Below are 23579 nucleotides of genomic sequence, written 5' to 3'. Positions count from 1 at the left end.
GCGGCCACACGTCAATATGCAAGGGAAGTGGAGGCCTGACCGGGAGTCGAACCCGGCTTCACGGATTTGCAATCCGCTGCGTCACCGCTCCGCCATCAGGCCTCAAGAGCGAAGGGGGTGAGCTATCAGATGAAAGCGGCCACCGCAATTCCCCCATGCTGTTTTTTTGTGAAAAACCGGCGGCGCGGCGAAATAGCGCCCTCAGAACATGTGGGAAAGCTTGCGCCTTTGCGTAAGGCTTTTATTATGCGCCGCAAACCGCTTGGCGAGTCTTGAAAAAGCCTGTAATCGCCTTCCGTTCAGTATTATGGTCTCTTACGAGTTCAAAGGGCAGTCCACATGGATTTCCACGCCGCACGGCAAAACATGGTCGAATCGCAGGTCCGCGTGAACGACGTCACCGATACGCCGCTGCAGCTGGCGATGCGCCACGTCGCCCGCGAACGGCTGTGCGCGCCGTCACAGGCCTTCTGTGCCTACGGCGATGTCGAGCCGCAGATTGCGCCGGGCCGCGTGCTGATGGCGCCGCGCGACGTTTCCAAGCTGCTTCAGACTGTCGAGCCGAAGAGCGGCGAAAAAGCCCTGTGCATCGCCGCGCCCTATGCCGGCGCCGTCCTGGCCAGCGTCGGCCTGAATGTCACGGTCCAGGAAGGCGACCCGCGCACCATGGCGGTGATCGAGCCCTATCTCAAGGAACTGAAAGTGGCCACCGCCGTTGCCGACCTCAAGGCGCCGGTCGGCGCCGCCTATGACGTCATCGTCGTCGAAGGCGCCGTCGCCGAGATGCCGGCGGCGTGGCTTAAGGCGCTGAAGCCCGGCGGACGCCTGGGCGTTGTGCTCAGGGATGGCCCGGTTGGCCGCGCCCGCCTTTATATCCGTCTGGAAACGGGCTTCTCCGAACGCGAGGTCTTTGATTCGTCGCCGTCGATGCTGCCCGGCTTCGCCCGGACGCCGAGCTTCGAATTTTAACCATAGTCCCCTGGACCGAGCATTTCCGGCAGGTGCGTTTGGAATTTGTTATCGGTTGCGTCGGTAAGAGATTAAAGGTTTCGGTTGTTGCCTTTTTCTGACAGCCAAAAGCGCTGGAATATGAAAAAAGCTTAACTGGCCGGTGTGTGGCGTTTCTGGCAGGTTGCATTTGTAACGCATTTTGCGGCGGGGCGACGGGGCAGGGTTCTGAAACTCTCCTGACGCGACGAACTGGCTCGGATACAACGAGCCGCACCTGAGGGCGCGGCCGTTTCTTTCTTTGGGGTGCTTCATGAGCAAACGGGTTTTGATTTCAGCTGTGGCGATGTCGCTGATGGCTTTCGGCATCTCGGGGACGTCCTACGCGGAGACCCTGTCGGACGCCATCGCGATGGCCTATGCCAACAACCCGACGCTGGCGCGCGCGCGCGCGCTGCAGCGCGGCCAGGACGAAAGCTACGTCCAGGCGCGGTCGCAATTGGGGCCGAACGTCGGCTTCGGCTTCGACAAGACCTATCACGACCACGACCAGTCTTTCGCGGCGGGTAACCAGCGCTCGACTCAAGGGTTGAGCTTCTCGGCGTCGCAGAACCTGTTCGCGACCGGCGGCCTGTCCTCGCAGATCGACGCGGCTAAGTCGGGTGTCCTGGCGGGCCAGCAGGACCTGCGCTCGATCGAGCAGCAGGTGCTGCTGAACGTGATCGACATCTACACCTCGGTCCGCCGCGACCAGGAAGCGCTGCAGATCAGCCAGGACAACTACAATATCCTCAAGCAGCAGCTGGACCAGACCACCGCCCAGTTCGAAGCCGGTCAGCTGACCCGCACCGACGTGGCGCAGTCCCAGGCCCGCCTGTCGGCTTCGGCCGCCGGCCTCGCGCAGGCCCAGGCGCGCCTCGACAGCGACCGTGCGACCTATGTCGCCATCGTCGGCCAGGCGCCGACCGCCCTTGAGCCGGTGCCGGAAATTCCCGGATTGCCCGCCACGTTCAACGCGGCGCTCGACACCGCCCAGACCAACAATCCGGACCTGCAGGCCGCCAGCTTCGCGGCGGACGCCGCCGCCAGCCGCGTCAAGGCCGCCCGTTCGGCCTTCGGCCCGCGCGTCGCCCTGTCGGTCAGTTCGGCCCAGTCGGGCCTGTCCGGCCAGCTCGGCAGCTTCGAGGACGAGCAGCAGACGACCGCGGGGCTGCGCGTGACCGTGCCGCTGTTCAGCGCCGGCCTGAACGGTTCGCGTGTCCGTGAAGCCATGGAAAATGAAACGGCCGCCAAGCTGACGGTCGAGGAAACGCGCCGCACGGTCGTGTCGACTGTGTCGCAGGCGTGGTCGAACATGATCGCCGCGCGCTCGGCGGTCGTGTCGAACCAGGAGCAGGTCCGCGCCGCCGCCGTTGCCGCCGAAGGCGTCAAGACCGAGCAGCAGGTCGGCCTGCGTACCAATATCGAAGTGCTGAATGCCGAACAGGAATATCGCGCGGCGCAGCTTGACCTCGTCAATGCCCAGCGCAACGCCTATGTCGCCGCCGCCCAGCTGGTGTCGGTCACCGGCAACCTGACGCCGACCCTGTTTGGCGCCAGTGTCGAGCTGTACGACCCGAACGCCAACTTCAAGAAGGTCAGGAACAAGGGCTGGACCCCGATCGAGCCGGTCGTGCAGACCGTCGATGGCGCGGCCGCCCGCTTCCTGCCGGACGGCAAGTAAGGCCTGGTCGCATTCCAATATTCAGGGCGCGGAGCGGAAAAGCTCCGCGCCCTTTATGTTTGGCCACAGAAAATTAGCGGCTTACACGAATTTCAGGGCCGGCCTGTTCTGATAAGAGTTGAAAAAAAACGCGAATAAGTGTCCCCTGCGGATGGCTTCAATTTCCGAACCCGATTCGCAGTAGACATAAGACAATGGCAGAACAATCCGCACACGAACCGACTATGGAAGAAATCCTCGCATCGATTCGCCGCATCATCTCGGAAGATGACGCGCCGGAGGATGCCGAAGCCAAGGCCGCGCCCGAGCCGGAAGTGGCGGCTGCGCCCGCGCCGGAACCTGAGCCCGAGGTCGAGGACGAGCCCGAAGAAGATGTGCTGGAGCTGACCGAAACCTACGAAGCCCCCAAGGGCTCGGTTTCGATCGGTGACATCGAAGCCTATGAACCCGAGGAAGAGGTCGCGTTCGAACCCGCGCCGGCGCCTGCCCCCGCACCCAAGCCCGCGCCCGCACCGAAGACGCCCGCCGCTGCCGGTGGCCTGGTCAGCGAGCGCACCGAGTCGGTGGCCGCTTCGGCCTTCGGATCGCTCACCGGCGCGCTGCTGGTTCCGACCAGCGACCGCACCCTGGAAGACGTGACGCGCGACCTGCTGCGCCCGCTGCTGCAGGCGTGGCTCGACGAAAACCTGCCAGGAATCGTCGAGGAGCAGGTCCGTCTCGAAGTCGAGCGGATTGCTCGTCAGTCGCGCCGTTAAAACCTAGATTTCCCAACCTTCAGAGGTTAAGAGAGCGGCTCACACCAGTGCGCCGCTTTTTCTTATTGATCGATCATCATGCTTGAAAAGACTTTCGACCCGTCCGCCGTTGAACCCCGCCTGTATAAGCTGTGGGAAGAGTCAGGCGCCTTTGCGCCTAAGGCTGAGGGCGAGCCCTTTTCGATCGTTATCCCGCCGCCCAATGTGACGGGCAGCCTGCATATCGGCCACGCCCTCAACAACACGCTCCAGGACGTGCTGACGCGCTTTGAGCGCATGCGCGGCAAGGCGGCGCTGTGGTTGCCGGGCACCGACCACGCCGGTATCGCCACCCAGATGGTCGTCGAGCGCCAACTGGCGGCCAATGGCAATGTCGGCCGCCGCGACATGGGCCGCGACGCCTTCGTCGCCAAGGTCTGGGAATGGAAGGCCGAATCGGGCGGCACGATCGTGCGTCAGCTGCGTCGCCTGGGCGCGTCGTGCGACTGGTCGCGCGAACGCTTTACGCTGGATGACGGCCTGTCGGCGGCGGTGCGCAAGGTCTTCGTCCAACTCCATAAGGACGGGCTGATGTACCGCGACAAGCGGCTGGTCAACTGGGACCCGCACTTCCAGACCGCCATCTCCGACCTCGAGGTCGAGCAAAAGGAGGTTGAGGGCGCCTATTACCATTTCGCCTATCCGCTGGCGGACGGTGTCACCTATCAGCACCCGGTCAAGGACGAAGAGGGCAACGAGACCTTCGAGACGCGCGACTATATCGTCGTGGCGACGACGCGTCCGGAGACCATGCTGGGCGATACCGGCGTTGCCGTTCACCCGGACGACGAGCGCTATTCCGGCCTCGTCGGCAAGTTCGTCACCCTGCCGATCGTTGGTCGCCGCATTCCGATCGTTGCCGACGAATATGCCGATCCGGAAAAGGGCTCGGGCGCGGTCAAGATCACACCCGCGCACGATTTCAACGACTTCATGGTCGGCAAGCGCGCCGGCCTAGACGCGATCAACATCATGGACGCCTATGCGCGCCTGAACGACACGGTGCCGGAGGCGTATCGCGGCCTAGACCGCTTTATTGCGCGCAAGGGCATCATTCAGGAGATGGACGACCTCGGCCTGTTGAAAGGCATCGAGAAGACCCGCCACGTCGTGCCGCACGGCGATCGTTCGGGGGTGGTCATCGAACCCTACCTGACCGACCAGTGGTACGTGAATGCCGGTGAGCTGGCGAAGGAGGCCATCAAGGCGGTCGAGGACGGCCGCACGGTGTTCGAGCCGAAGAACTGGGAAAAGACCTATTTCGAATGGATGCGCAATATCGAGCCGTGGTGCGTCTCGCGCCAGCTGTGGTGGGGCCACCGTATCCCGGCCTGGTATGGTCCGGACGGCCACGTCTTTGTCGCCATGAGCGAAGTGGAAGCGCAAGAGCAGGCTGTCGCCCACTACGGCAAGGCGACCGAACTGACCCAGGACGAGGACGTTCTCGACACCTGGTTCTCGTCGGCGCTGTGGCCATTCTCGACCATGGGCTGGCCGGAAAACACCGAGGACCTCAAGCGCTTCTATCCTACGCATACCCTGATAACCGGCTTCGACATCATCTTCTTCTGGGTCGCCCGGATGATGATGATGGGGCTGCACTTCACCGGCGAGGCGCCGTTCAAGCGCGTCTTCATCAATGCCCTGGTCCGCGACGACAAGGGGCAGAAGATGTCGAAATCAAAGGGCAATGTCATGGACCCGCTGGTGCTGGTCGATGAGTTCGGCGCTGACGCCCTGCGCTTTACGCTTACCGCCATGTCGGGGCAGGGGCGCGACATTAAACTCGCTAAGCAACGCATTGAAGGCTATCGTAATTTTGGCACAAAGCTGTGGAACGCCACACGCTTCTGCCAGATGAACGAGTGCCAGCGCGAAGCCGGTTTCGATCCTTCGGCCGTCAGGCTGACCCTCAGCCGCTGGATCCGGGGCGAAGTCGCCAAGACCAATGCCGCCGTGACCGCCGCGCTTGAAGCCTGCGCCTTCGATGACGCCGCAAATGCGCTTTACAAGTTCATCTGGAACGTTTTCTGCGACTGGTACCTGGAACTGGCCAAGCCGATCCTGAACGGCGACGACCAATTGGCGACCGACGAAATCCGCGCCATGACGGCCTGGGTGCTCGATCAGGCCATGATCATGCTGCATCCGGTCATGCCCTTCCTGACCGAGGAGCTGTGGCAGCAGACGGGTGCGGACGGGATGCTGATGACGGCGTCGTGGCCGGTGTTCAACGCCGCGACCATTGATGCGGCAGCCGACGAAGAGATTAACTGGCTGGTCGATATGATCAGTGAAATCAGGTCGATACGCTCGGAAATGAATGTGCCGGGTTCGGCGCGTGTGCCGCTCAGCCTCCTGGGTGCCTCCGATGTCACGCGTCAGCGCATCAACACGCACGAAGACCTGATCCTGTTCCTGGGCCGTGTCTCTGACGTCAAGGTGTCCGACAGCGCGCCGGCCGGCTCGGTGCCCTTCGTTGCCGGTGAGGCGACGGCGCACCTGGCGATCGCCGAGTTCATCGACCTCAAGGCCGAACAGGCGCGCCTGACCAAGGGCATTGCCGACTTCGACAAGACGATCGACGGCGTCAGGCGCAAGCTCGACAATCCGGAATTCGTCCGCAAGGCGCCGGAAGAGGTCATCGAGGAAAACCGCGAGCGCCTGTCCGAGGCCGAGAACGGCAAGGCCAAGCTGGCCGTGGCGCTGGAACGGCTTAAATCCGTCCAGTAATCACGGCGACAACCGCCTGGCGCATGGCCAGGCCGGGCTGGGCGACCCACGTTCTGACCTGCTGACGATCCTGACGGGCTGTCAGTACGGCGGCGCCGATCAGAACTGAGAGACATATCATCAGGGCGTGCGGAATGGCGCTGATGAACTGTATGCCTATGATACTGATCAGGAATTCCGCGGCCATGCCGCCGACGAAGATCCAACTGAGGACGGTAAAACCGCGCCGGCTCAAGCCCTGCGACACGATGACCACAAGCGCGATCGCTGGGTAAAGCAGGTAGAAGTCGTAATTGTATTCGAACAGGCGCGGATTGATCATTTGTGCCACGCCCAGGCCCAGGGTGACGCGGTTTTCGCCGGTCAACCGGTTGCCTTCAGCCACAATCAGCCCCGCCGTAACCGTCGCCGCGGCGTATAGCCCATAAAGCACGTAGGCCAGCAGCGTGTCGGCGTCCAGGCCCATCGCCGCGTACGCCAGGAACAGCCCGCGCCCTGGCTGCTCATCCATGACGATCCGGGACATGAAGGCGCGCCATTCCTCGCCGAGCGGTCCGGCAGCCGTCAGCATGGCGAAGAAGGTGGCAATTCCGAGAGCCAGCGCCGCACCGAAGGTGATCAGCCGGCGCCGCCACGGCCGGTCTTCGAACAACAGGACGATTAGCGCCGTCAGAAAGAAGGGCTTGATCGTCGCCGCTACTACCACGACGGCAATAAATAGCCAGCGTGCCCGTCGGACAAGCAGGGACGCACCAATAACGGCGGCCTGACATACGGCACCCAGGTTGCCGGTAGTGATCGGGCTGCCGCGAATGGCCATCAGGCCCATCAGCCTCAGGTGCAGCGGCACCTCCGGCATAGGGCGCAGGACGGCGTACCACAGCAAGGTGGCCACTGACGCGGCAAGAAACGGAAGATAGGCCCAGTGCAGCCCCCAGGCGCCAAGAGCCTGTACCAACGGCGCGAAGGTTTGCGCGACCTGAGGCGCATAGACGAACGCCGCTGCCTCCAGACCCTGGCAACGCGCGTCAACGACATAGGGAGATTGCGCGTTCGCGACGCGCCATGCGCCGCATATGACGGCGTCAAAATCTCCCAGCCACCAGCCGCCCTTGCCGAACCGGCTGGTCAGGGCGCTCAGCGTCGGCTCGATCGCGAAAACCACCACGAGACCGAAAAGCCAGCGGTTTTGCGTCTTTGACCGAAGCCAGCTAACGGCATCCATAATCTACTCCAAGCGCTATATTGCGATTACTCAAGCCGTGGAGTGGGTTGCAGTCAACTCCTTGCAGTGCACAAATGCCGTTTCACGGCCTGGCGGCGTTTTTTTGCCGCATTCCTTTGACCTTGTAAAACCGGACCTTTCTCATTAAGGGAACGGTTTGCCCGGAACCAAATTTGGCCGGGCGGGGTAGCCTTGGCCCCGGCCGGGTCGAATTTGGGAGTGGTTTTTGAGCGACGTTGGACAACGCCCTGCGACGGATGGCGCCCGGCCTGCGCCCGATCTCAGCCTAATCATTTGTACACTGAACGAAGGCGCGGCTATCCGGTCGGTCATCGACGAGATCTGCACGACGCTGAAAGGCATCAGCCACGAAATCATCGTGGTTGACGACAATTCACAGGACCAGACGCAGTCGGAAGTCCTGGACGTCGCCAAGTCGCGCCCCAATGTCCGCCTGCACGTCCGCTATGACGAACGCGGCCTGTCTTCGGCCGCCATCAAGGGCTGGGACATCGCCCATGGCCGATATCTCGGCGTCATGGACGGCGACGGCCAGCACGATCCGGCGGCCATTCGCGCCCTGGCGGAAATGATCCTGAAGGGCGACAAGGACCTGGTTTGCGTGTCGCGCTATATCGGCGGCGCCGATACCGGCCTCAGCTGGTTCCGCGACCTGGGCTCCAAGGCCGCGACGGCAGTCACCGGCATGGTTTTGAAAGTGCCGTTGACCGACCCCATGAGCGGCTGCTTCATGATGACGCGCGAATACTACATGTCGGCGCGCCCCAAACTGACCGGTGTCGGCTTCAAGATCCTGGTCGATGTCGCGGCCTCATCCAGCATCAAGCCTAGATTCGGCGAGATCAAGGCGGCGCTGCGCCAGCGCCAGGGCGGGACGTCCAAACTGGATATCCGCGTCGTGCTCGACCTCGGCGCGCTGCTGGTGGAAAAGGCGACCAAGGGCTTCCTGCCGGCGCGCTTCGTGCTGTTCGGCGGCGTCGGCGTCACGGGCGTGTTTGTCTATATGGCCGTATTGATCCTCAGCCATGAGTTCCTGCGCGTCGGCGGCGAGTTGCCCGTTTATCGCTACACGCTCTACTGGGACGACATCACGAATTACGGCCTCGCCATCTGGTTATCGATGACGTGGAACTTCTTCATCAACAACTCGATTACCTTCCGCGACAAGCGCCTGAAGGGCTGGGCCATGATTCGCGGCCTGTTCGGATTTTATTTCGCCTGTGGCGTGGGCGCGATCCTCAGCCTCGGCCTGTCGATCCTGATGAAGCAGTATCTGGGTGTGCACTGGTTCGTGTCGGGCGTCTCCGCCGCCTTGCTGAGCGGCGTGTGGAACTACTGGGCGTCAACCGTCCTGTCATGGCGCCAGAAGAAGCCCACCAAAAAGGCATAAAAAAACGCCTGAGGCCAGGGTCTGCCTCAGGCGGTAAAGGCTTCAGGAATTCAAGCGACGTGCCGAAGGCGATTTCGACACCTCACCAGGCAAAACGGCCTTAAATTTACCAGTCGTCGCGACGGTCGCGGCGATCTTCCCGACGGTCATAACGGTCTTCGCGGCGGTCATAGCGATCCTCGCGGCGGTCGTAACGATCCTCACGACGGTCCCAGCGATCCTCGCGGCGGTCGTAGCGGCGATCGTAACGACGGTCATCATAGGCATAGTTGTAACGGCACTTGGTGTTGTTCTTGCCGATTTCGGCGCCGATGGCCGCGCCGGCGATGGCGCCGATGACGGTGCCCGTGCCCTTGTTGCGGCGGCCGGAAGCGCTGTTGCCGACGGCGGCGCCGGCGACCGCGCCGACCACGGCGCCGGTGGTCGCATTGTCGCTGCGGCGTTCACGGCAGCTTTCGGCTGAAGCGACGGCCGGGATCATTGCGGCCAGCATCGTGACCGACAATACGGCGGCAGCAGCGATTTTCGTCTTGGATGTCAGGTTACGCATGGCACACCTCCTTGTATAAGTCCCGGCCGTGGCAACCTGTGCTCGGCGTCTGATGATAACTTTAGATAACCGAATATGAACGGCGCTTGATAAGTTCGTTCATCTTCGTTCAGGAAACGCTCGATCTAAAAAAGCGATCCCGGCCGCGAATGGCCGGGATTTTCAGGACTACCAGCGATGATATCGACGCGGCCGGTCGCGATAGTACCCGCGCGGCGCGTAGTAACGATCGCGATAATAGCGGCGTGGTTCGACATAGACGACGCTGGGGGCGACATAGACGCGGGTGCGGTAACGCGGACGGTCGTCGTAATAATAGTCGTCATCGTAGCTATAGCTGCGCCGGTCATAACGGTCGTCGTAGCGGTCATCATAGCGGCTGTCATAATAGCAGTCCGTGCCGCTGCGGCCGACCGACGCGCCGAGCGCGCCGCCGATAATGGCGCCGGCCGCCGTGCCTGTGCCCCGCGAATGACGGCCCGAAGTGCTGTTGCCGATGGCGGCGCCGGCTATGGCCCCAACAACAGCCCCCGCGGTCGCATTATCGCGGCGGCGTTCGTAGCAGTCCTGGGCGGATGCCACGGCGGGAATGGCCACAATGGCGGCGGCCAGGGAAAGGGCGAGGGGTTTGAATATCCTGATCATGGGGCAGGGCTCCTGTACTCTGGGCGGCGCATGATAGGAACTTCGCCGCCCTGTGATGGCAGATTATAAGCCCTCGAACCTGAACGGCAGATAACAGATCCGTTCATCGGCGGCCTTACCAGTTGCGGCGCGGCCAGCGGTATTCGTAGGCCGTGCGGCGATCCAGCCGTTGCCGGTAGCTATAGTCGTAGGCGCTGTAGTCATAAAGCTGGGGACGCTTGTGCCAGCGGCCATAATAATAGGCCTGGCTGCAGCCGCACCGGTTCCAGTACCAGCGCGGCGGGGTGCGGATGACGCCTTCACGCCAGCCTTCCTGCTCACCCACGCGCGGATCGCGTGGTGGTGTGCCCTGGTAGCGATAGTATTCTCCCCTCAGATAGTCACGCGCGACCTGGTGGCCGGCGGGCGGGCGTTCGCCGGGATAGCGATAGCCTTCGTCGAAGACGCGCTCGTCTTCGGGATAGTCATAGGGACCATCATAAGGACCGTCATAACCGTAGTCCTGCGCCATGGCGGGGACAGCGATCGTCAGCGCGGCGATGGCCGCCAGGGTAAGCTTCGACACGAACATCAGCCGTCTCCTTACAAACCTGCTTCGGTAAAATGGCAGGCGAGAATGAACGCGCACGTATTGAGATGATCGGACTGTCAGAGCTGCCGACATTTTGCGAAATGCAGAAGGCCCGCGGCTTTTCAAAAAAAATGGTAAATGACTTAAGCAATGCCGAAGCGTGTGACGGCTTTTGGCGAAATAGCTCTGCCAGGCAAACGCCTACTCCATCCAACGCGGCCAGCGCGTGTGGCGATGGCGGCCCGGGCGGGTGTCGGCGGACAGGTAGTGGTCGTTGCGGATGTAGATGCGTTGTACAACGCGGGTTTCCGTGTGAGACGTTTCTTCGTGATGGGATGTCTCGTCGTAGCTCGCATAATCGCCGGTGGCGACCTCGTCGACATAGGGCGCATGCCAAGGGCGCGGCTCGGCGCGATAGACCGTCACTTCGCGTTCGATGACCGGCTGTATGAGCTTTACGACCTTGACCTCCTTGCGGCAGTCGCACGGCGCGGCGGCGACCTTGATGATCTTGGCCTTGGGCTTTGCCTTGTGGACGACGGCGACGGTCCTGGCCTTGGCGGGTTTCGCCTTCACCTTGTGAATTTTGGCTTTCGCCTTGGCCTTCTGAACCACCTTGACCGGCTTGCAGTTATCGCTTTTGGCTTCGGCCATGGCGGCTTGTGGCGCGGCCAGCGATCCCGCCGACAGCAGGGCCGCCGTGGCAATGACACATGAGAGTTTCAATGCGGACCGGGCAATGGTCATGGCAGCCTCCGTTGGCGTTTGGGCCGGTTGTGAGCGGCGGATCATAAGAAATCCATGCGTTAACCATTTGCTCATCGGGCGGCGGCGTCAAGGCCACACGCGTGGGAGGCTTAAAACCGGTTGCATTTCGTCGCCCAAGGTTTAAGCGAGCCTCTCCGCAGGCGGAGGCGTAAAGGCGTGCAAGAGGTATTGATAGACAAGGTAGGCTTCCAGGGCGATGGCCTGAGCCGCGACGGCATGGTCGTGCCTCTGACCCTGCCGGGCGAGCGCGTGACCGTGAAGCCGGGCAAGGAACGTCCCGAACTGGTGGAAGTTCTGGAAGCCAGCCCCGACCGCGTCACACCGCCATGCCGCCATTTCGCCGCCTGTGGTGGCTGCGCGCTGCAGCACTGGGACATGAAGGCCTATAGCGGCTGGAAGCGCGAGGTCGTTGAGGCCCAACTGCGCCGCGCCGGCTTTGAAACCGAAGTCATGCCCATTCTCACCACGCCGCCCGCGAGTCGACGCCGCGTCGGTCTGCATGCGCGCAAAGTGGGTAAGTCCGTCGAGATCGGCTACAAGATGCGCCGGTCGTGGTCGCTGGTGCCGATCAGCGAATGCCCGATCGCCGAGCCGACCATCGTCCGTGCCCTGCCGCATTTCCGCCAACTGGCGGGGCCCCTGTTCGAGCACCCGAAGTCGGCGCCCATCCTGCACATCACGTCGTCGAAGACCGGCCTCGACATCGACATCTCCGGCGTCGAACGTACGCGCAGCGGCGGACTTTCGGCCGACGCGCGCATGCAGATTGCCATGACGGCGGGTGAAGCCGATTTTGCTCGCGTCACCATGAGCGGCGAAATCCTCTACGAAGCGCGTAAAGCCCGCGTGGCGTTCGGCAAGGCGGTGGTCAGCCTGCCGCCGGGCTCCTTTCTGCAGGCTTCCGAAGCTTCCGAAGCCGACATGGTCCGCCTGGTCAAGGCGGGCGTCGCAGGCGCATCGAAGGTCGCCGACCTGTTCTGTGGCGCCGGTACCTTCACCTTCCCGCTGGCCGAAAGCGCGGTCGTTCATGCGCTCGATGGGGCGGGTGAGGCGGTCGCGGCGCTGAAGTCGGCCATAGCCTCGGCGCCAGGGCTGAAAACCATCAACGCGGAAGTCCGCGACCTGTTTCGCAGGCCGCTGCTGGCGGAAGAGATGAAGGGGCTCGATGCCGTCGTCTTCGACCCGCCGCGCGCCGGCGCCGAAGCGCAAGCCGGTGAGATCGCCCGCTCCAAGGTTGCACGCGTCGTGGCCGTGAGCTGCAACCCTCAAACCTTCGTGAGAGATGCGAAAATCCTTGTTGTTAACGGTTTTTCACTGGACAGCGTGACCCCGATAGATCAGTTTCTGTGGTCCAGTCACCTCGAGTTGGTGGCTGTCTTTTCGCGTTAAAATTGCGCGACAGACAATAGAAAGTTGCGTCCTTGATTTCCGTCGTTATCCCCACCCTCAATGCTGAAGATCACCTGGCGCGGACGTTGTCGTCGCTGGTTCCCGGCGTGGTGGAAGGCATCATCAAGGAGGTCGTCATCGTCGACGGCGGTTCGACCGATTCGACGCTGGAAATCGCCGAATCGACCGGCTGCCGTATTGTCCAGGGCGATATCGCGCGCGGACTGCAACTGTGGCAGGGCTGCCGGGCGGCGCGGGGAGAATGGCTGTTGATCCTGCACTCGGATTCGCAGCTTGGCGAAGGTTGGATGGACGAGGTCCAGGCCCATATCCGCACGCATCCTGCCCAGGCTGCCTATTTCCACCTGCGTTTCGATGATCCTTCCATGCTGGCCAAGCTGTGGGGGGAGGTCGTTGCGCTGCGTGCGCGCTGGCTGGCCCTGCCGAGCGGGGACCACGGCATGCTGTTGTCGCGCGCGCTTTATGACTGCATCGGCGGCTATAAGGACCAGGTGGCGTTCGAGGATGTTGCCTTGGCATTGGCGCTTGGCCGTGCGCGGCTGCGCCCCATGGCAGTGTCGCTCAGCACCAGCGCCTCGCGCTTCAAGCGCCGCGGCTGGGCGCTTGGCATCGCCGGCAGGGGCTTGAGAATCGGCCTCTACCTGCTCGGTTTCCCGCCGAAGCCGCCCCTGAGCAAAGCTGCGTAAGCTTGTATATTATTTGAAAATTATTCCGTCCCAACCAGGGCAACTTCAGCTTCCGCATCAAGAGCGTCGGCCGAGGCGTCGATGATGCGCGCGTCATTGGCCGCCTGATGCAGGCTGGGTGTTTCCTTGCCCATGATCTGGCGGTAGATCCAGTAGTTGGCGGCCACTTCCTCGATATACTGGCGGGTCTGCGCGACCGGGATCGATTCCATGACCAGCAGCGAATCGTAGTCGTTGCCAAGCGAGTCCATGGCGTCCTTCACCGGCCCCGGACCGGCATTATAGGCGGCGATGGTCCGTAGCAGGTCGCCTTCGGTGGCCTTGGTGTCCATCAGGCGCTGGATGTACTTTTGGCCGATGCGCAGATTGGTCTCGGCCTTCAGAAGCTGGTTGGGCTTCCGGGTGAAGCTGGAATCACCCTCGACCAGGGCCGCGGTGCCCGGCATGATCTGCATCAGGCCATAGGCGCCGGCATAGGACTTGGCGGCGGCGTTGAACTTGCTTTCCTTGCGCGCAAACGCATAGACGAGGGCGCGGTCGACCTTGGCGTTGCTCAGGGCGTAGTCCGGAATCGGATAAAGGTCGGCATTGAACAGGCGGTCCGTGGTCTTCATCTGGCCGACCGGAATATTGTGCGACACCGCCAGGGCCATCCACTTCTGCCGCATTGCGTCGTCGCTGGCCGTCTGCATGGCTGAGCGGACTTCGTCGCGGGCGTCATTCATGCGGCCGAGTTGGACAAGAGCGCTCATGCGCTGGGCCTGCGGATTGGTCTTGGCCCAGTCGCTGGAATTGCTGTTCAGACTGGCGACCAGCGCCTTGTTGCTATCGGGCTGGAAGGTCGGCGGCAGTCCCTTCTTGGCCAGTGCGATGGCCGGCGTAACCCCCAGGCGTGCCTCGGCCAGCAGGCCGTAGAAGGTGAACGGATAGGAGGCGGCAATCTTAAAATAGGCGTCGGCGGTCGCCGCGTCATTCATCTTGAGCGCGGAGCGCGCCGCCCAGTAAGCGCCGCTCGACTGGCTCCAGGCGTTACGGCTGGGGTCGGTCGAGACGAACTTGAAGTGGACCAGCGCCTGGTCGTAGCGCTTGAGACGATAGCTGGCCAGGCCCGCGACCCAGTGATCGCCTATCGTCTTGCCGAGCGTAACCGCCTGTTCCAGCTGGCCGTTATTATAGGCCGAACGCGCCGATTTCACCGTCAGGTCCGAATCGACCGCATCGCTCATCGGCGCACCGGGATTGAGATCGGCACGGATGGTCGGCGCCAGCGACCCGGTCGAGGCCAGTTGCACCCCCGCGCCGTCATTATCCAATGCGGCCGCGGCCAAGCCCGGCTTACCCATCAAGGACGGAAAGGCGGGATCGGGTGCGCCGTCGGGTTTCTTGCGCTTGGCCAGGTTCCACACCTTCATGGCCATCGGCTGGTCGCCATACTGGTTTACCCAGGCGACGAGTTCGTCATAGGTGGCGGTGTAGCCGCCGCTGAACAGCTTGCGGTACTCGACGTGGCCGACCAGGCTCTTGTCGCTGACCTGCGCCAGCGTGGCTTCGGCGTCGTCGTATTTGCCGGCGTCGATCTGGCTGTAGGCGGTGCGATAAAGCTCGGCGTCTCCCGCCGACAGCACGGTCGGTGTAGCGCGCATATAGGGCATGGGCCCCGAGCTCAGATTGACCGGCACTTCGGCGCGGGCGTCATTGGCCAGGGCCGCGGCCAGGGTCAGCATGGCCTTATCCGGCACGGGCTTGGGCTCAGGCGCCGCCTTCTTGCCCTTCTTGGACTTCTTGACGCTGCCGTCGGCCAGCTTCGAGGTCTTGCCGTCGGCCTTGGCCTTTTTGTCGATGTCCTTGCCGCCCTTGCCGGAGCCCTTCTTGCCCTTGCTGTCGTCCGCGTCGGCGAGCTTGGTCTTGCCGTTCCTGGATTTGCTGGACTTCGATGTTTCCGTCTTCGACGCCTTGCTGCCCGACTTCGCGGGCTTGGCGTCATCCTCCTCCGCGTCATCGGCGCTGGCGAGCTTGCTCTTCGCGGCCGAGGCCTTGGTTTTGCTGTCCTTGGTGGTTTTTGACGATCCCTTGGCCGGCCTTTCGTCGGCATCGGCCAGTTTGCTCCCGGTCTTGTCCTTGGAGCCGGTCTTTGACTTCGATGTACCGGCCTCGGCCGTCTTGGTTGTTTTTTTGTCGCCGTCGGAGGACTTCTTTTTGCCGTCGCCATCCTTGGCGCTGGCAACCTCGGTCTTGCCGGACTTGGCCGTCGAGGTCTTGGAAGCGGCCTTTTCAGTCTTTGCGTCCGACGTTTTGGTCTTTGCCGGAGCCTTGGCCTTTGTGGTGCTTTCGCTGGCGGCCTTCTTCGAATCGGCGGCCAGAGCCGGGCTGGTGGCGGTCAGGGCGAGAGCCAGGAGGCTTGCGCCGATGAGAGCCAAAGGACGCGAAAGTAGCGCTTTGCGTCCCTGTCGGCCGGCGTGCGCGAGGAGGCGATGGCTTGCAGTCAAAACGTCCCCTCCTGGAGGCCTTTACACTACTGAAACTACGTCTTTGATCGTCAAGACTTTAGCAAAGATTAACGCGCTGGCAACCGTGTTCGCCTGCCAAAGCGCATTGAAAACTTATTCGTGACAGGCGATCACAGACAACACACTTTATTGCCCTGCGGTATCACAACCGCTTGAGGGGCATTAAAGTTCTGCTTTTCCAATAACTTGCAATATGTCGCGCCACAAAAACGCCTTGCAGGCAGGCTGGCGCAGGACGAAGGCGGGCGAGTAACTGGCCACCAGTGGAATATTGCTGCCGTTTTCCGTATAGCTGACGACGCGGCCGCGCAGTTTCGACAAAGGCTGGTCCAGGTTGAGCACGCTGGTCACCGCCGACGCGCCCAGCAACAGGATCGCCTTGGGGGCAGCGACGCGGATCAGGGCGTGGATAAACGGCGCATTCAGCGCCTGGTCTTCACCGGTCAGTGGCCGTCCGCCGGCCGTCCGCCAAAAGACGCACGGCGCCAGCATGGTCCTGTCCGTCAGGCCCGCGGCTTTCAGGGCAGAATCGATCAGTGCGCCGGGCTTGCCGGCGAAGGCCTGACCCGACGAATCTTCGTCCGTGTCCGGAATTTCTCCGACGATCAGCAGCTCGGGCTGCGCCGCGCCGCGAAACCGCACGATCTGCCGTCCGCCTTCGTGGCGCATCGGCATTTGCTGAAAGCCTTCCAGCTCGGCGTACAGGGTATCCAGAGACCGCACAGCGCCCGCGCGCTGTTTTGCGTCATGCAGCGCCGCGCCAATATCAAGGTTGGCAAGGCTTTGCGGGCGCAGATTGTGCCCGGTGTGGCCGCCTTGCTGCGGTGTCACGGGGAATTGCACAACTGCCGCTGCGGCACGCGGAATTTGCGTTTTGCTTTCCTGGAGAGTCCGATTAAGAGGTTCGGCTTCATACAGGTCGTCCAGCTCATGGTCCGCCAGAAAGCCGAGATAGCTTTCCATCTCTTTGCGGAGATCATCGGGGAGGATCATGAAGCGGGGAACCTGACAGGGTACGGGCGAGGGGCCACTCATAGGCATTTCTCGCGCCCAGTTCAATGCAAAGAGGCGCGTATCGCCTCGATACGAGAGAGAAGCAGGTCATGGCGGACACGCCCGGTCAGGATATCCAGCGAGACGCGATGGAATACGACGTGGTCATCGTCGGCGGCGGCCCGGCGGGGCTGTCGGCGGCGATTCGTCTCAAGCAGCAGGCTGAGAAGGCCGGTGCCGAGATCACCGTCGCCGTGCTGGAAAAAGGCTCGGAAATCGGCGCGCACATCCTGTCGGGCGCCGTCTTCGATCCCTCGGGCCTGGCGAAACTCTTTCCGAACTGGAAGGAGATGGGCGCACCACTCGATACCCCCGTCACCGAGGACAAGTTCATCTATCTGGGCCCCCAGGGTGCGCTCGACATCTCGTGGCTGCCCAAGCCGGCCTACATGGATAATCACGGCTGCTATGTCGGAAGCCTCGGCAATCTGTGCCGCTGGCTGGCCGAACAGGCTGAAGGCCTGGGCGTCGAAATCTATCCCGGCATGGCCTGTTCGGAAGTCCTCTATGACGCCGATGGCGGCGTGGCGGGCGTGGTTGCCGGCGTTTTCGGCGTGGCCCGCGATGGCCATCATAAACCCGACTACCAGCCGGGCCTGGAACTGCGCGCCAAATACACCTTCTTTGCCGAAGGCGTGCGCGGCTCCTTGTCGGGTGAGGTCATCCGCAAGTTTGAGCTGGACGCAAATTGCGATGTTCAGAAATACGGTATTGGCATCAAGGAGTTGTGGAAGGTTCCTGCCAAGAATTTCAAGCCGGGCCTGGTCCAGCACACACTCGGCTGGCCCCTCGACGATGCAACCGGCGGCGGCTCCTTCATGTATCACTTCGGCGACCACTATGTGTCAATCGGCTACGTGGTCCACCTGAACTACAAGAACCCTTACCTGTCGCCATTCGACGAATTCCAGCGCTTCAAGACCCACCCGGTGGTGCGTGAAACGCTGGAAGGCGCGACGCGCGTCGCCTACGGTGCCCGCGCCATCAACGAAGGCGGCTATCAATCGGTGCCGCGCCTGGTCTTTCCGGGCGGTGCACTGATTGGCTGCTCGGCCGGTTTCGTCAATGTGCCGCGCATCAAGGGCAGCCATAATGCCATCAAGAGCGGCATCCTGGCGGCCGACGCGGCCTTCAAAGCCATCTATTCCGGCACGCCGCCGCGCGTGCTGGAGGCCTATCAGACCGCCTACGACCATTCCGATATCAAGAAAGAGCTGCGCCTCGTCCGTAACGTCAAGCCGATCCTCAGCCGCTTCGGCACGACGCTCGGCACGCTGATCGGCGGCGTCGAGATGACGGTGACCAATCTGCTCGGTGGCTTCAGTCTCTTTACCGGCACGGGCACGCTCAAGCACGGCAAGAGCGACGCCCATTCGATCCGCCCGGCGGCGGAATGCAAGCCGATCAACTATCCCAAATATGACGGCGTCCTGACCTTCGACCGGCTGTCCTCGGTGTTCATTTCCAGCACCAATCATGAGGAGGACCAGCCTGTTCACCTGAAATTGAAGGACTCGCATATCCCGATCGACATCAATTTCGCCAAATACGCGGAGCCCGCCCAGCGCTATTGCCCGGCCGGTGTCTATGAGATCGTGGGCCTTGAAAACCGTGAGCCACGCTTGCAAATCAACGCCCAGAACTGCGTGCACTGCAAAACCTGCGACATCAAGGACCCGACGAACAACATCGTCTGGGTCACGCCCGAAGGCGGCGGCGGTCCGAACTATCCAAACATGTAAAGATCGGTTAAAGGTTTTGCTGTTGGGTGGTGCGGGCGTCATTTCTTAGGCAGGACTACACAGTGAAAAAGCGTTTGGTGCGTTCGACGGCCCCGGCTGTGATCGGGATGGCTCTGATGTCTGTAATGTTGGCGGCGCCCGTGATGGCGGCTCCAAAGCAGGCAGCACAGGACTCCTATGGCAATTTCCTGGTCGGGCGCTACGCCATGGCCATGGGCGATGTCGGCACGGCCTCGCGTTCCCTGACCTCGGCTTCCACCGGCGATCCGGCCGAAGCCGATCTCCGCGAAAAAGCCTTCCTGGTCGCCATCCTCAACGGCGATATCAACAGCGCCCAGACCATTTCGCCGCAGAACGCCACGGGCGTTGCCCGTCTGATGACCGGCCTGGTCGGTGCGACCGTGGCCGTGAAGGCCAACAAGCCGGGCGTGGCCGCCAAGGCCGTCGACGGCGTGCTGAAGGTCGACAGCGAGGAAAAGACCGCGTCGCTGCTGCGTCCCTATGTCCAGGCCATGAATGGCGACTGGAAGGCGGCGTTTGACGACAGCGGCGACGCGGCGCTGAACGCCAGCGACCGCGGCCGGCTGCTGGTCTACCTGATCAAGGCCGAACGCGCGCGCCTTTATGAGATGAAAGGCCGCATCAAGGACGCCGACGCGCTTTATGCCTCGCTCTATCAGCCGGGCGCGGCCTCTTTCGTCTTCGGCCCCGACTATGCCGGCTTCCTGGAACGCCAGGGCCGCAAGGACGAGGCGCGCATCGTCTGGAAGGCGATGGCCGAATCCTCGGGCGATCCGGTGTCGCGGCAATCCCTGGCGCGCCTCGATACGCCGGGCGCCAAGCCTGCGCCGCTGCCGGACCTCAAGACCAGCATGGCCCAGGCCCTGCTGCTGTCGGCAACGCTTTATTCCAGCGACCGTGACAACGAAATGGCCCTGGCCTCGCTGCGCCTGTCGCTCTATCTCGACCCGACGTCCGATCGCGCCCGCATCTTCCTGGGCCAGATCAACCAGGATCTCAAGGATTCCGCCGCCGCCGAAATGGCGTGGGCTGGGGTCGCTCCGGGCTCGCCCTATGCTGGCGAAGCAGCGCTGCGTCGCGCCTGGTCGTTACGCGCCCGCAACGAAAATGACGAGGCGCTGAAGCTGGTCGATTCCATACTGGCGGATGCGCCGGACGACATTGCCTTCATTGCTGAAAAGGCCGACATCCTGCACGCCCAGGGCAAGGACACGGAGGCGCTGAAGGTTCTGAACGACCGTGCGGCGCGTGCCGGCAGCGACGACTTCACCTGGCAGGCCTGGTTCATCCAGGCGGTGGTCAACGACTCGCTCAACGATTGGAACTCTGCCGAAGCCGCCATCACCAAGGCGCGGGCGATTGCCGGCGATCGGCCGGAAATCCTCAACTTCATCGGCTATGGCTGGATCAGCCGCGACCTGAAGGTCAAGGAGGGCATGGAACTGGTCCGCCAGGCCATGGCGCTCAGCCCGAAATCCGGCGCCATCGTCGATTCGCTCGGCTGGGGCTATTACAAGCTCGGCGACTATGAGCAGGCCCTGACCTATGTCGAACAGGCCATCCAGATGGACCCGTCCGACGCTGAGATCAACGAGCACCTGGGTGACGTTTACCTGGCGCTGGGGCGGAAAGTCGAGGCGCGTTACGAATGGCAACGCGTGCTGACCCTCGATGCGACCGAAAAGAGCACGGCTTCGGTGCGCGCCAAGCTCGATGCCAGTAAAGACAAGGCGCCGACATCTGTTGGCATCTCCCAGCCTGCCGCCGGCGCCAAGTCCGAGACCGCCTTCAACGACAAGGCCGACAAGACCAAAGCCCAGTGACTTTGAGACGACTGGCGCCTGCCAAGGTCAATCTGTACCTGCACGTGGCCGCGCCTGACGCGCGCGGCTATCACCCCCTGCGGAGTATGGTCGCCTTCGCCGATGTCGGCGATGAGCTGCAGCTCATTCCGGGCGGCAAGGGCCACTTCAAAATCGATGGCCCCTTTGCCGAAGGCTTGAGCACCGGCGAGGATAATCTCGTTATGAAGGCGGTTCGTCTCTTCGAGGCGGAAACAGGCAAGGCCGGTAAATTTTTCGGCTATCGGTTGACCAAGAATTTGCCTCTGGCGTCGGGTATAGGCGGTGGCAGCGCAGACGCTGGCGCCATTCTGCGTCTGTTGCGCGGCTCGGAAGAGATAACGGACGAAGCCCTCTCGGCCATTGCCGCGCGAACAGGTGCCGACGGCGTTATGTGCCTGTGGTCCAAGGCCTGCATCGCTGAGGGTTACGGCGAGAAACTCAGCCCGATAGTCTTGCCGGCGCTGCCATGCGTTCTGATTAATCCGGGTGTTGAGTGTCCAACGCCGGAGGTCTTCCGCGCCTATGATGCCATTGGCAGTCACCTGCCTATACATACCCGATGGCATGGTGAGGGCATTATTCCCGCTGAAATGCTGGGCGAGCGACATAACATGTTCATGACCGTCGGCGGCAAATGGCCGGTGAAGGATGTAATCGACTATCTGACGACAACACGCAATGATCTGGAAGCACCTGCTATTGCGCTCAGGCCGGTCATCGGAGACGTGCTTGCGTCCTTGCGCGCCGAACCGCAAACGCGGTTTGCCAGAATGTCGGGATCCGGAGCGACCTGCTTTGCCCTGTGCGACACTGCCACTGATGCATCGCTTCTGGCCGGGCGTTTGCGCAAAGCGTGGCCGGACGCCTGGGTACAGGCCTGCACTCTTAGCTAGGCCGCCAGCGAAGCGCGCTTTGTGCGCATGGCCTTTTCGAGCTTGATGTCGGGATCGTTCAGGAACTTTCCGTAAGCGACGGAATCAACGGGATAAATGGCGATCTTGCCATTGCCGTTATAATGCGCGCCGAAACCGTAGCTCTTGGTCAAGGGCGAGGCGCGCATGCACGGATGGCCTTTTGAAAAGAACTCGGCGCGGTGGGCATCGCGGTGTTCCGGCGCGATATGGTTCTTCAGGCAGTAGACTTCGAAATTGAAGCTGTCGAGATCGAACTCGTATGGGTGTTCGCTCAAGAGGTCGTAATGCAGGCGGGCAATGGTGCGCTCTTCGCTCTTTTGCGGCGGCACGGTGCTCATGGTGGCCGGGCTGTCGTCGGCAATGGTGATGAAGGTGTTCGCGATCGTCATGCGGTGACCCCCGAATGTCCTTTAAGTCCCTGAAACATAAGCAGAGGCTAACGCCCGGCAGGATAAAAATACGATACGAATGCGCAGGATTAACGCTCGGAGAATACGCCTTTCTGGCGAATCGTCCAGCACAGGATCAGGCACGGTATGGCGATGACGGCCGTGCCCATAAAGAAGGTTGAATAGGCGTCGAACAGGCCGAGCGAAGGCGTGAGCGAATCGACGATCTGGCCGTTGAAGCCCTTAAGGAGTTTTCCGGTCAGGGCTGCGATGCTGTACATCAAGGCATAATGCGTCAGCGTGTGATCGCGGCCAGTCATGCGCGTCATAAAGGCGACGAGCGCCGTTTCGGCGATACCGTTGGAAAAGTTGTCGGCAACGAGTGTGAAGGCAAAAACGCCAAGCGACCCGTGCGAAACCGACATCCAGGCAAAGCACAGGTTGGACACCGGGCCGATCAGCGCGCCGAGAATGAATGTGCGTTGCAGACCGAGGAACAGCAGGCAGGAGCCGCCGGCCGCGATACCGGCCAGAGACGCCCCAAGTCCGACGCTGGCGCGCATGGCGGCAATGGCATCTGAATCCAGGCCGGTGTCCTGGTACATGGCCGGCGCAATACTGGTGAGGTAGTCCGGCAAGCGGTAGAGGGCCAGGGTGAGCAGGATCAGGCCCGCTGTTCCCTTATGTTCATTGAAGAAGCTGACGACCGGATCGACGAGGATAGCTTTGAGCGACCGCGCCTGTGCCCTTAAGTGTGTCTCGATTTCGGTGCGATTGGCGAACAATGTGGCGGCGACACCAATGATGAGCAGGGCGGCGATGCCGGTATAGGCAAAAGGCCAGCCGGCGCGTTTTGAGATCACCAGGATCAGCGAGTCAGTAACGAGTATGCCGGCGCGGAACCCGAAAGCCCAGAGACTGGGATTGACCGCTTGCGTGGCCTCATCGGTCGTTTGTTCGACGCGCCAGGCATCGACGGCGATTTCCTGTGACGCGGCGGCGAAGGCGACAAAGACAGCGGCAATCAGGAATGCCGTCAGGTGCTTTGGGCCGATCATCGCCATGGCGATCAGCCCGATGGCGACGCCGACCTGGCTCAGCAGCATCCATGACCTGCGCTGGCCCAGCCAGCCATAGAGCAGCGGCAGACGTACCTTGTCCATCCACGGCGCCCAGACAAACTTGAGGCCGTACAGCAGGCTGACCCAAGTCGAAAAACCGATAATTGTCAGAGTAATATGCTCAGCTCTTAACCAGAAGGCCAAGGTTCCGCCGACCAGCAGGAAGGGCAGGGCGCAGGAAAAACCCAGGCCAAGGAGAATCCAGGACTGGGGTTTGCGCAGCGCGTCAGCGACGTGGCGCAGTCGGGTTTTCAGACTCGGTTTGATGTCGGGATCGACCATGAAGACACTTCAACCGATTCTCATGATGCCGAAAAGAGACCCCACCGCCACTTCGCTTCGCGACAGGGAGGAGAGGAAGAGCACGACCACTCCTCCCTGTGCCGAAGGCATGGGGAGGGGGACCGACGCGCTTTAGCGCGTTGGTGGTGGGGCCTCTTAAACCACCAAAGCGCTAATTTTTTCTAGGGTTTGGGCTTGCGGGGGCAGACAGGCGTCAGTATGGTCCGGGCCAAATTTTCGGG

At 62.1% G+C, this 23579-nt stretch carries 19 protein-coding genes and 1 tRNA gene; 10 read left to right on the top strand and 10 right to left on the bottom strand.

Annotated elements, in window-relative coordinates:
• Positions 1-28: 28 nt before the first annotated feature.
• A tRNA-Cys gene (locus tag J2X24_RS05290) sits at positions 29-102 on the bottom strand.
• 237 nt (positions 103-339) lie between these two features.
• Between J2X24_RS05290 and J2X24_RS05285 the strand changes: the two genes are divergently transcribed.
• The 4 genes from J2X24_RS05285 (at position 340) to J2X24_RS05270 (ending at position 6198) form a co-directional block, all read left to right on the top strand.
• Positions 340-969, top strand: a complete 630-nt coding sequence (locus tag J2X24_RS05285) for a protein-L-isoaspartate O-methyltransferase family protein (protein WP_209717651.1) — start codon at positions 340-342, stop codon at positions 967-969.
• A gap of 292 nt (positions 970-1261) precedes the next feature.
• Positions 1262-2671: a TolC family outer membrane protein gene (locus tag J2X24_RS05280; RefSeq protein WP_209717648.1), complete on the top strand. Its 1410-nt coding sequence runs from the start codon at positions 1262-1264 to the stop codon at positions 2669-2671.
• 194 nt (positions 2672-2865) lie between these two features.
• A complete protein-coding gene (locus tag J2X24_RS05275) occupies positions 2866-3426 on the top strand; it encodes a DUF2497 domain-containing protein (protein ID WP_209717645.1) in 561 nt (186 codons plus the stop codon).
• Between the two features lie 78 nt (positions 3427-3504).
• Positions 3505-6198, top strand: a complete 2694-nt coding sequence (locus J2X24_RS05270) for a valine--tRNA ligase (RefSeq protein WP_209717642.1) — start codon at positions 3505-3507, stop codon at positions 6196-6198.
• Here the strand turns inward: J2X24_RS05270 and J2X24_RS05265 are convergent.
• Entirely contained in the window at positions 6182-7423 is a 1242-nt protein-coding gene (locus J2X24_RS05265; protein WP_209717640.1) for a hypothetical protein, read from the bottom strand. The genes J2X24_RS05270 and J2X24_RS05265 overlap by 17 nt on opposite strands.
• 226 nt (positions 7424-7649) lie before the next feature.
• Here J2X24_RS05265 and J2X24_RS05260 point away from each other — a divergent pair, with 226 nt between their 5' ends.
• A complete protein-coding gene (locus J2X24_RS05260) occupies positions 7650-8834 on the top strand; it encodes a glycosyltransferase (RefSeq protein WP_209717637.1) in 1185 nt (394 codons plus the stop codon).
• A gap of 106 nt (positions 8835-8940) precedes the next feature.
• Here J2X24_RS05260 and J2X24_RS05255 read toward each other — a convergent pair whose 3' ends face one another.
• The 4 genes from J2X24_RS05255 to J2X24_RS05240 form a co-directional block, all read right to left on the bottom strand.
• The gene (locus J2X24_RS05255; RefSeq protein WP_209717634.1) at positions 8941-9384 is read right to left on the bottom strand and encodes a glycine zipper domain-containing protein; all 444 of its coding nucleotides are present in this window, start codon (positions 9382-9384) and stop codon (positions 8941-8943) included.
• 168 nt (positions 9385-9552) lie between these two features.
• The gene (locus tag J2X24_RS05250; protein WP_209717631.1) at positions 9553-10029 is read right to left on the bottom strand and encodes a YMGG-like glycine zipper-containing protein; all 477 of its coding nucleotides are present in this window, start codon (positions 10027-10029) and stop codon (positions 9553-9555) included.
• A 115-nt stretch (positions 10030-10144) separates the two neighbouring features.
• Complete coding sequence (locus tag J2X24_RS05245) at positions 10145-10600, bottom strand: hypothetical protein (protein ID WP_209717628.1); 456 nt, start codon at positions 10598-10600, stop codon at positions 10145-10147.
• A gap of 201 nt (positions 10601-10801) precedes the next feature.
• Positions 10802-11347, bottom strand: a complete 546-nt coding sequence (locus J2X24_RS05240) for a hypothetical protein (RefSeq protein WP_209717625.1) — start codon at positions 11345-11347, stop codon at positions 10802-10804.
• A 177-nt stretch (positions 11348-11524) separates the two neighbouring features.
• Here J2X24_RS05240 and J2X24_RS05235 point away from each other — a divergent pair, with 177 nt between their 5' ends.
• Both J2X24_RS05235 and J2X24_RS05230 read left to right on the top strand, forming a co-directional pair.
• Positions 11525-12757: a class I SAM-dependent RNA methyltransferase gene (locus J2X24_RS05235; RefSeq protein WP_209717620.1), complete on the top strand. Its 1233-nt coding sequence runs from the start codon at positions 11525-11527 to the stop codon at positions 12755-12757.
• 32 nt (positions 12758-12789) lie between these two features.
• The gene (locus tag J2X24_RS05230) at positions 12790-13464 is read left to right on the top strand and encodes a glycosyltransferase (protein WP_209717617.1); all 675 of its coding nucleotides are present in this window, start codon (positions 12790-12792) and stop codon (positions 13462-13464) included.
• Between the two features lie 20 nt (positions 13465-13484).
• Here J2X24_RS05230 and J2X24_RS05225 read toward each other — a convergent pair whose 3' ends face one another.
• Both J2X24_RS05225 and J2X24_RS05220 read right to left on the bottom strand, forming a co-directional pair.
• The gene (locus J2X24_RS05225) at positions 13485-15881 is read right to left on the bottom strand and encodes a lytic transglycosylase domain-containing protein (protein ID WP_245344451.1); all 2397 of its coding nucleotides are present in this window, start codon (positions 15879-15881) and stop codon (positions 13485-13487) included.
• A gap of 252 nt (positions 15882-16133) precedes the next feature.
• On the bottom strand, positions 16134-16964 hold the full coding sequence (locus J2X24_RS05220; protein WP_209717613.1) for a uracil-DNA glycosylase: 831 nt from the start codon (positions 16962-16964) through the stop codon (positions 16134-16136).
• A gap of 110 nt (positions 16965-17074) precedes the next feature.
• Here J2X24_RS05220 and J2X24_RS05215 point away from each other — a divergent pair, with 110 nt between their 5' ends.
• From J2X24_RS05215 to J2X24_RS05205, 3 genes are all read left to right on the top strand, one after another.
• Entirely contained in the window at positions 17075-18766 is a 1692-nt protein-coding gene (locus J2X24_RS05215) for an electron transfer flavoprotein-ubiquinone oxidoreductase (RefSeq protein ID WP_209717611.1), read from the top strand.
• A 116-nt stretch (positions 18767-18882) separates the two neighbouring features.
• The gene (locus tag J2X24_RS05210) at positions 18883-20610 is read left to right on the top strand and encodes a tetratricopeptide repeat protein (protein WP_209717608.1); all 1728 of its coding nucleotides are present in this window, start codon (positions 18883-18885) and stop codon (positions 20608-20610) included.
• Positions 20607-21524, top strand: a complete 918-nt coding sequence (locus J2X24_RS05205) for a 4-(cytidine 5'-diphospho)-2-C-methyl-D-erythritol kinase (RefSeq protein ID WP_209717605.1) — start codon at positions 20607-20609, stop codon at positions 21522-21524. Before J2X24_RS05210 ends, J2X24_RS05205 begins: the two co-directional genes overlap by 4 nt.
• Here the strand turns inward: J2X24_RS05205 and J2X24_RS05200 are convergent.
• Together J2X24_RS05200 and J2X24_RS05195 are read right to left on the bottom strand one after the other, a co-directional pair.
• On the bottom strand, positions 21521-21934 hold the full coding sequence (locus J2X24_RS05200; protein ID WP_209717602.1) for a DUF6157 family protein: 414 nt from the start codon (positions 21932-21934) through the stop codon (positions 21521-21523). The two genes, J2X24_RS05205 and J2X24_RS05200, sit on opposite strands and share 4 nt — an antisense overlap.
• An 89-nt stretch (positions 21935-22023) precedes the next feature.
• The gene (locus J2X24_RS05195; RefSeq protein WP_209717598.1) at positions 22024-23337 is read right to left on the bottom strand and encodes an AmpG family muropeptide MFS transporter; all 1314 of its coding nucleotides are present in this window, start codon (positions 23335-23337) and stop codon (positions 22024-22026) included.
• Between the last annotated feature and the right edge of the window lie 242 nt (positions 23338-23579).

This window comes from Asticcacaulis solisilvae (genome assembly GCF_017875235.1).
Taxonomy (GTDB): Bacteria; Pseudomonadota; Alphaproteobacteria; order Caulobacterales; family Caulobacteraceae; genus Asticcacaulis; species Asticcacaulis solisilvae_A.
This window is presented reverse-complemented; position numbering and strand designations above follow the sequence as displayed.

Excerpts from the sequence above, each read along its gene's own strand:
- J2X24_RS05285 (WP_209717651.1), top strand. The coding sequence starts at position 340 with ATGGATTTCCACGCCGCACGGCAAAACATGGTCGAATCGCAGGTCCGC.
- J2X24_RS05280 (WP_209717648.1), top strand. The coding sequence starts at position 1,262 with ATGAGCAAACGGGTTTTGATTTCAGCTGTGGCGATGTCGCTGATGGCT.
- J2X24_RS05275 (WP_209717645.1), top strand. The coding sequence starts at position 2,866 with ATGGCAGAACAATCCGCACACGAACCGACTATGGAAGAAATCCTCGCA.
- J2X24_RS05270 (WP_209717642.1), top strand. The coding sequence starts at position 3,505 with ATGCTTGAAAAGACTTTCGACCCGTCCGCCGTTGAACCCCGCCTGTAT.
- J2X24_RS05265 (WP_209717640.1), bottom strand. The coding sequence starts at position 7,423 with ATGGATGCCGTTAGCTGGCTTCGGTCAAAGACGCAAAACCGCTGGCTT.
- J2X24_RS05255 (WP_209717634.1), bottom strand. The coding sequence starts at position 9,384 with ATGCGTAACCTGACATCCAAGACGAAAATCGCTGCTGCCGCCGTATTG.
- J2X24_RS05250 (WP_209717631.1), bottom strand. The coding sequence starts at position 10,029 with ATGATCAGGATATTCAAACCCCTCGCCCTTTCCCTGGCCGCCGCCATT.
- J2X24_RS05245 (WP_209717628.1), bottom strand. The coding sequence starts at position 10,600 with ATGTTCGTGTCGAAGCTTACCCTGGCGGCCATCGCCGCGCTGACGATC.
- J2X24_RS05240 (WP_209717625.1), bottom strand. The coding sequence starts at position 11,347 with ATGACCATTGCCCGGTCCGCATTGAAACTCTCATGTGTCATTGCCACG.
- J2X24_RS05220 (WP_209717613.1), bottom strand. The coding sequence starts at position 16,964 with ATGATCCTCCCCGATGATCTCCGCAAAGAGATGGAAAGCTATCTCGGC.
- J2X24_RS05215 (WP_209717611.1), top strand. The coding sequence starts at position 17,075 with ATGGCGGACACGCCCGGTCAGGATATCCAGCGAGACGCGATGGAATAC.
- J2X24_RS05210 (WP_209717608.1), top strand. The coding sequence starts at position 18,883 with ATGTCTGTAATGTTGGCGGCGCCCGTGATGGCGGCTCCAAAGCAGGCA.
- J2X24_RS05200 (WP_209717602.1), bottom strand. The coding sequence starts at position 21,934 with ATGACGATCGCGAACACCTTCATCACCATTGCCGACGACAGCCCGGCC.
- J2X24_RS05195 (WP_209717598.1), bottom strand. The coding sequence starts at position 23,337 with ATGGTCGATCCCGACATCAAACCGAGTCTGAAAACCCGACTGCGCCAC.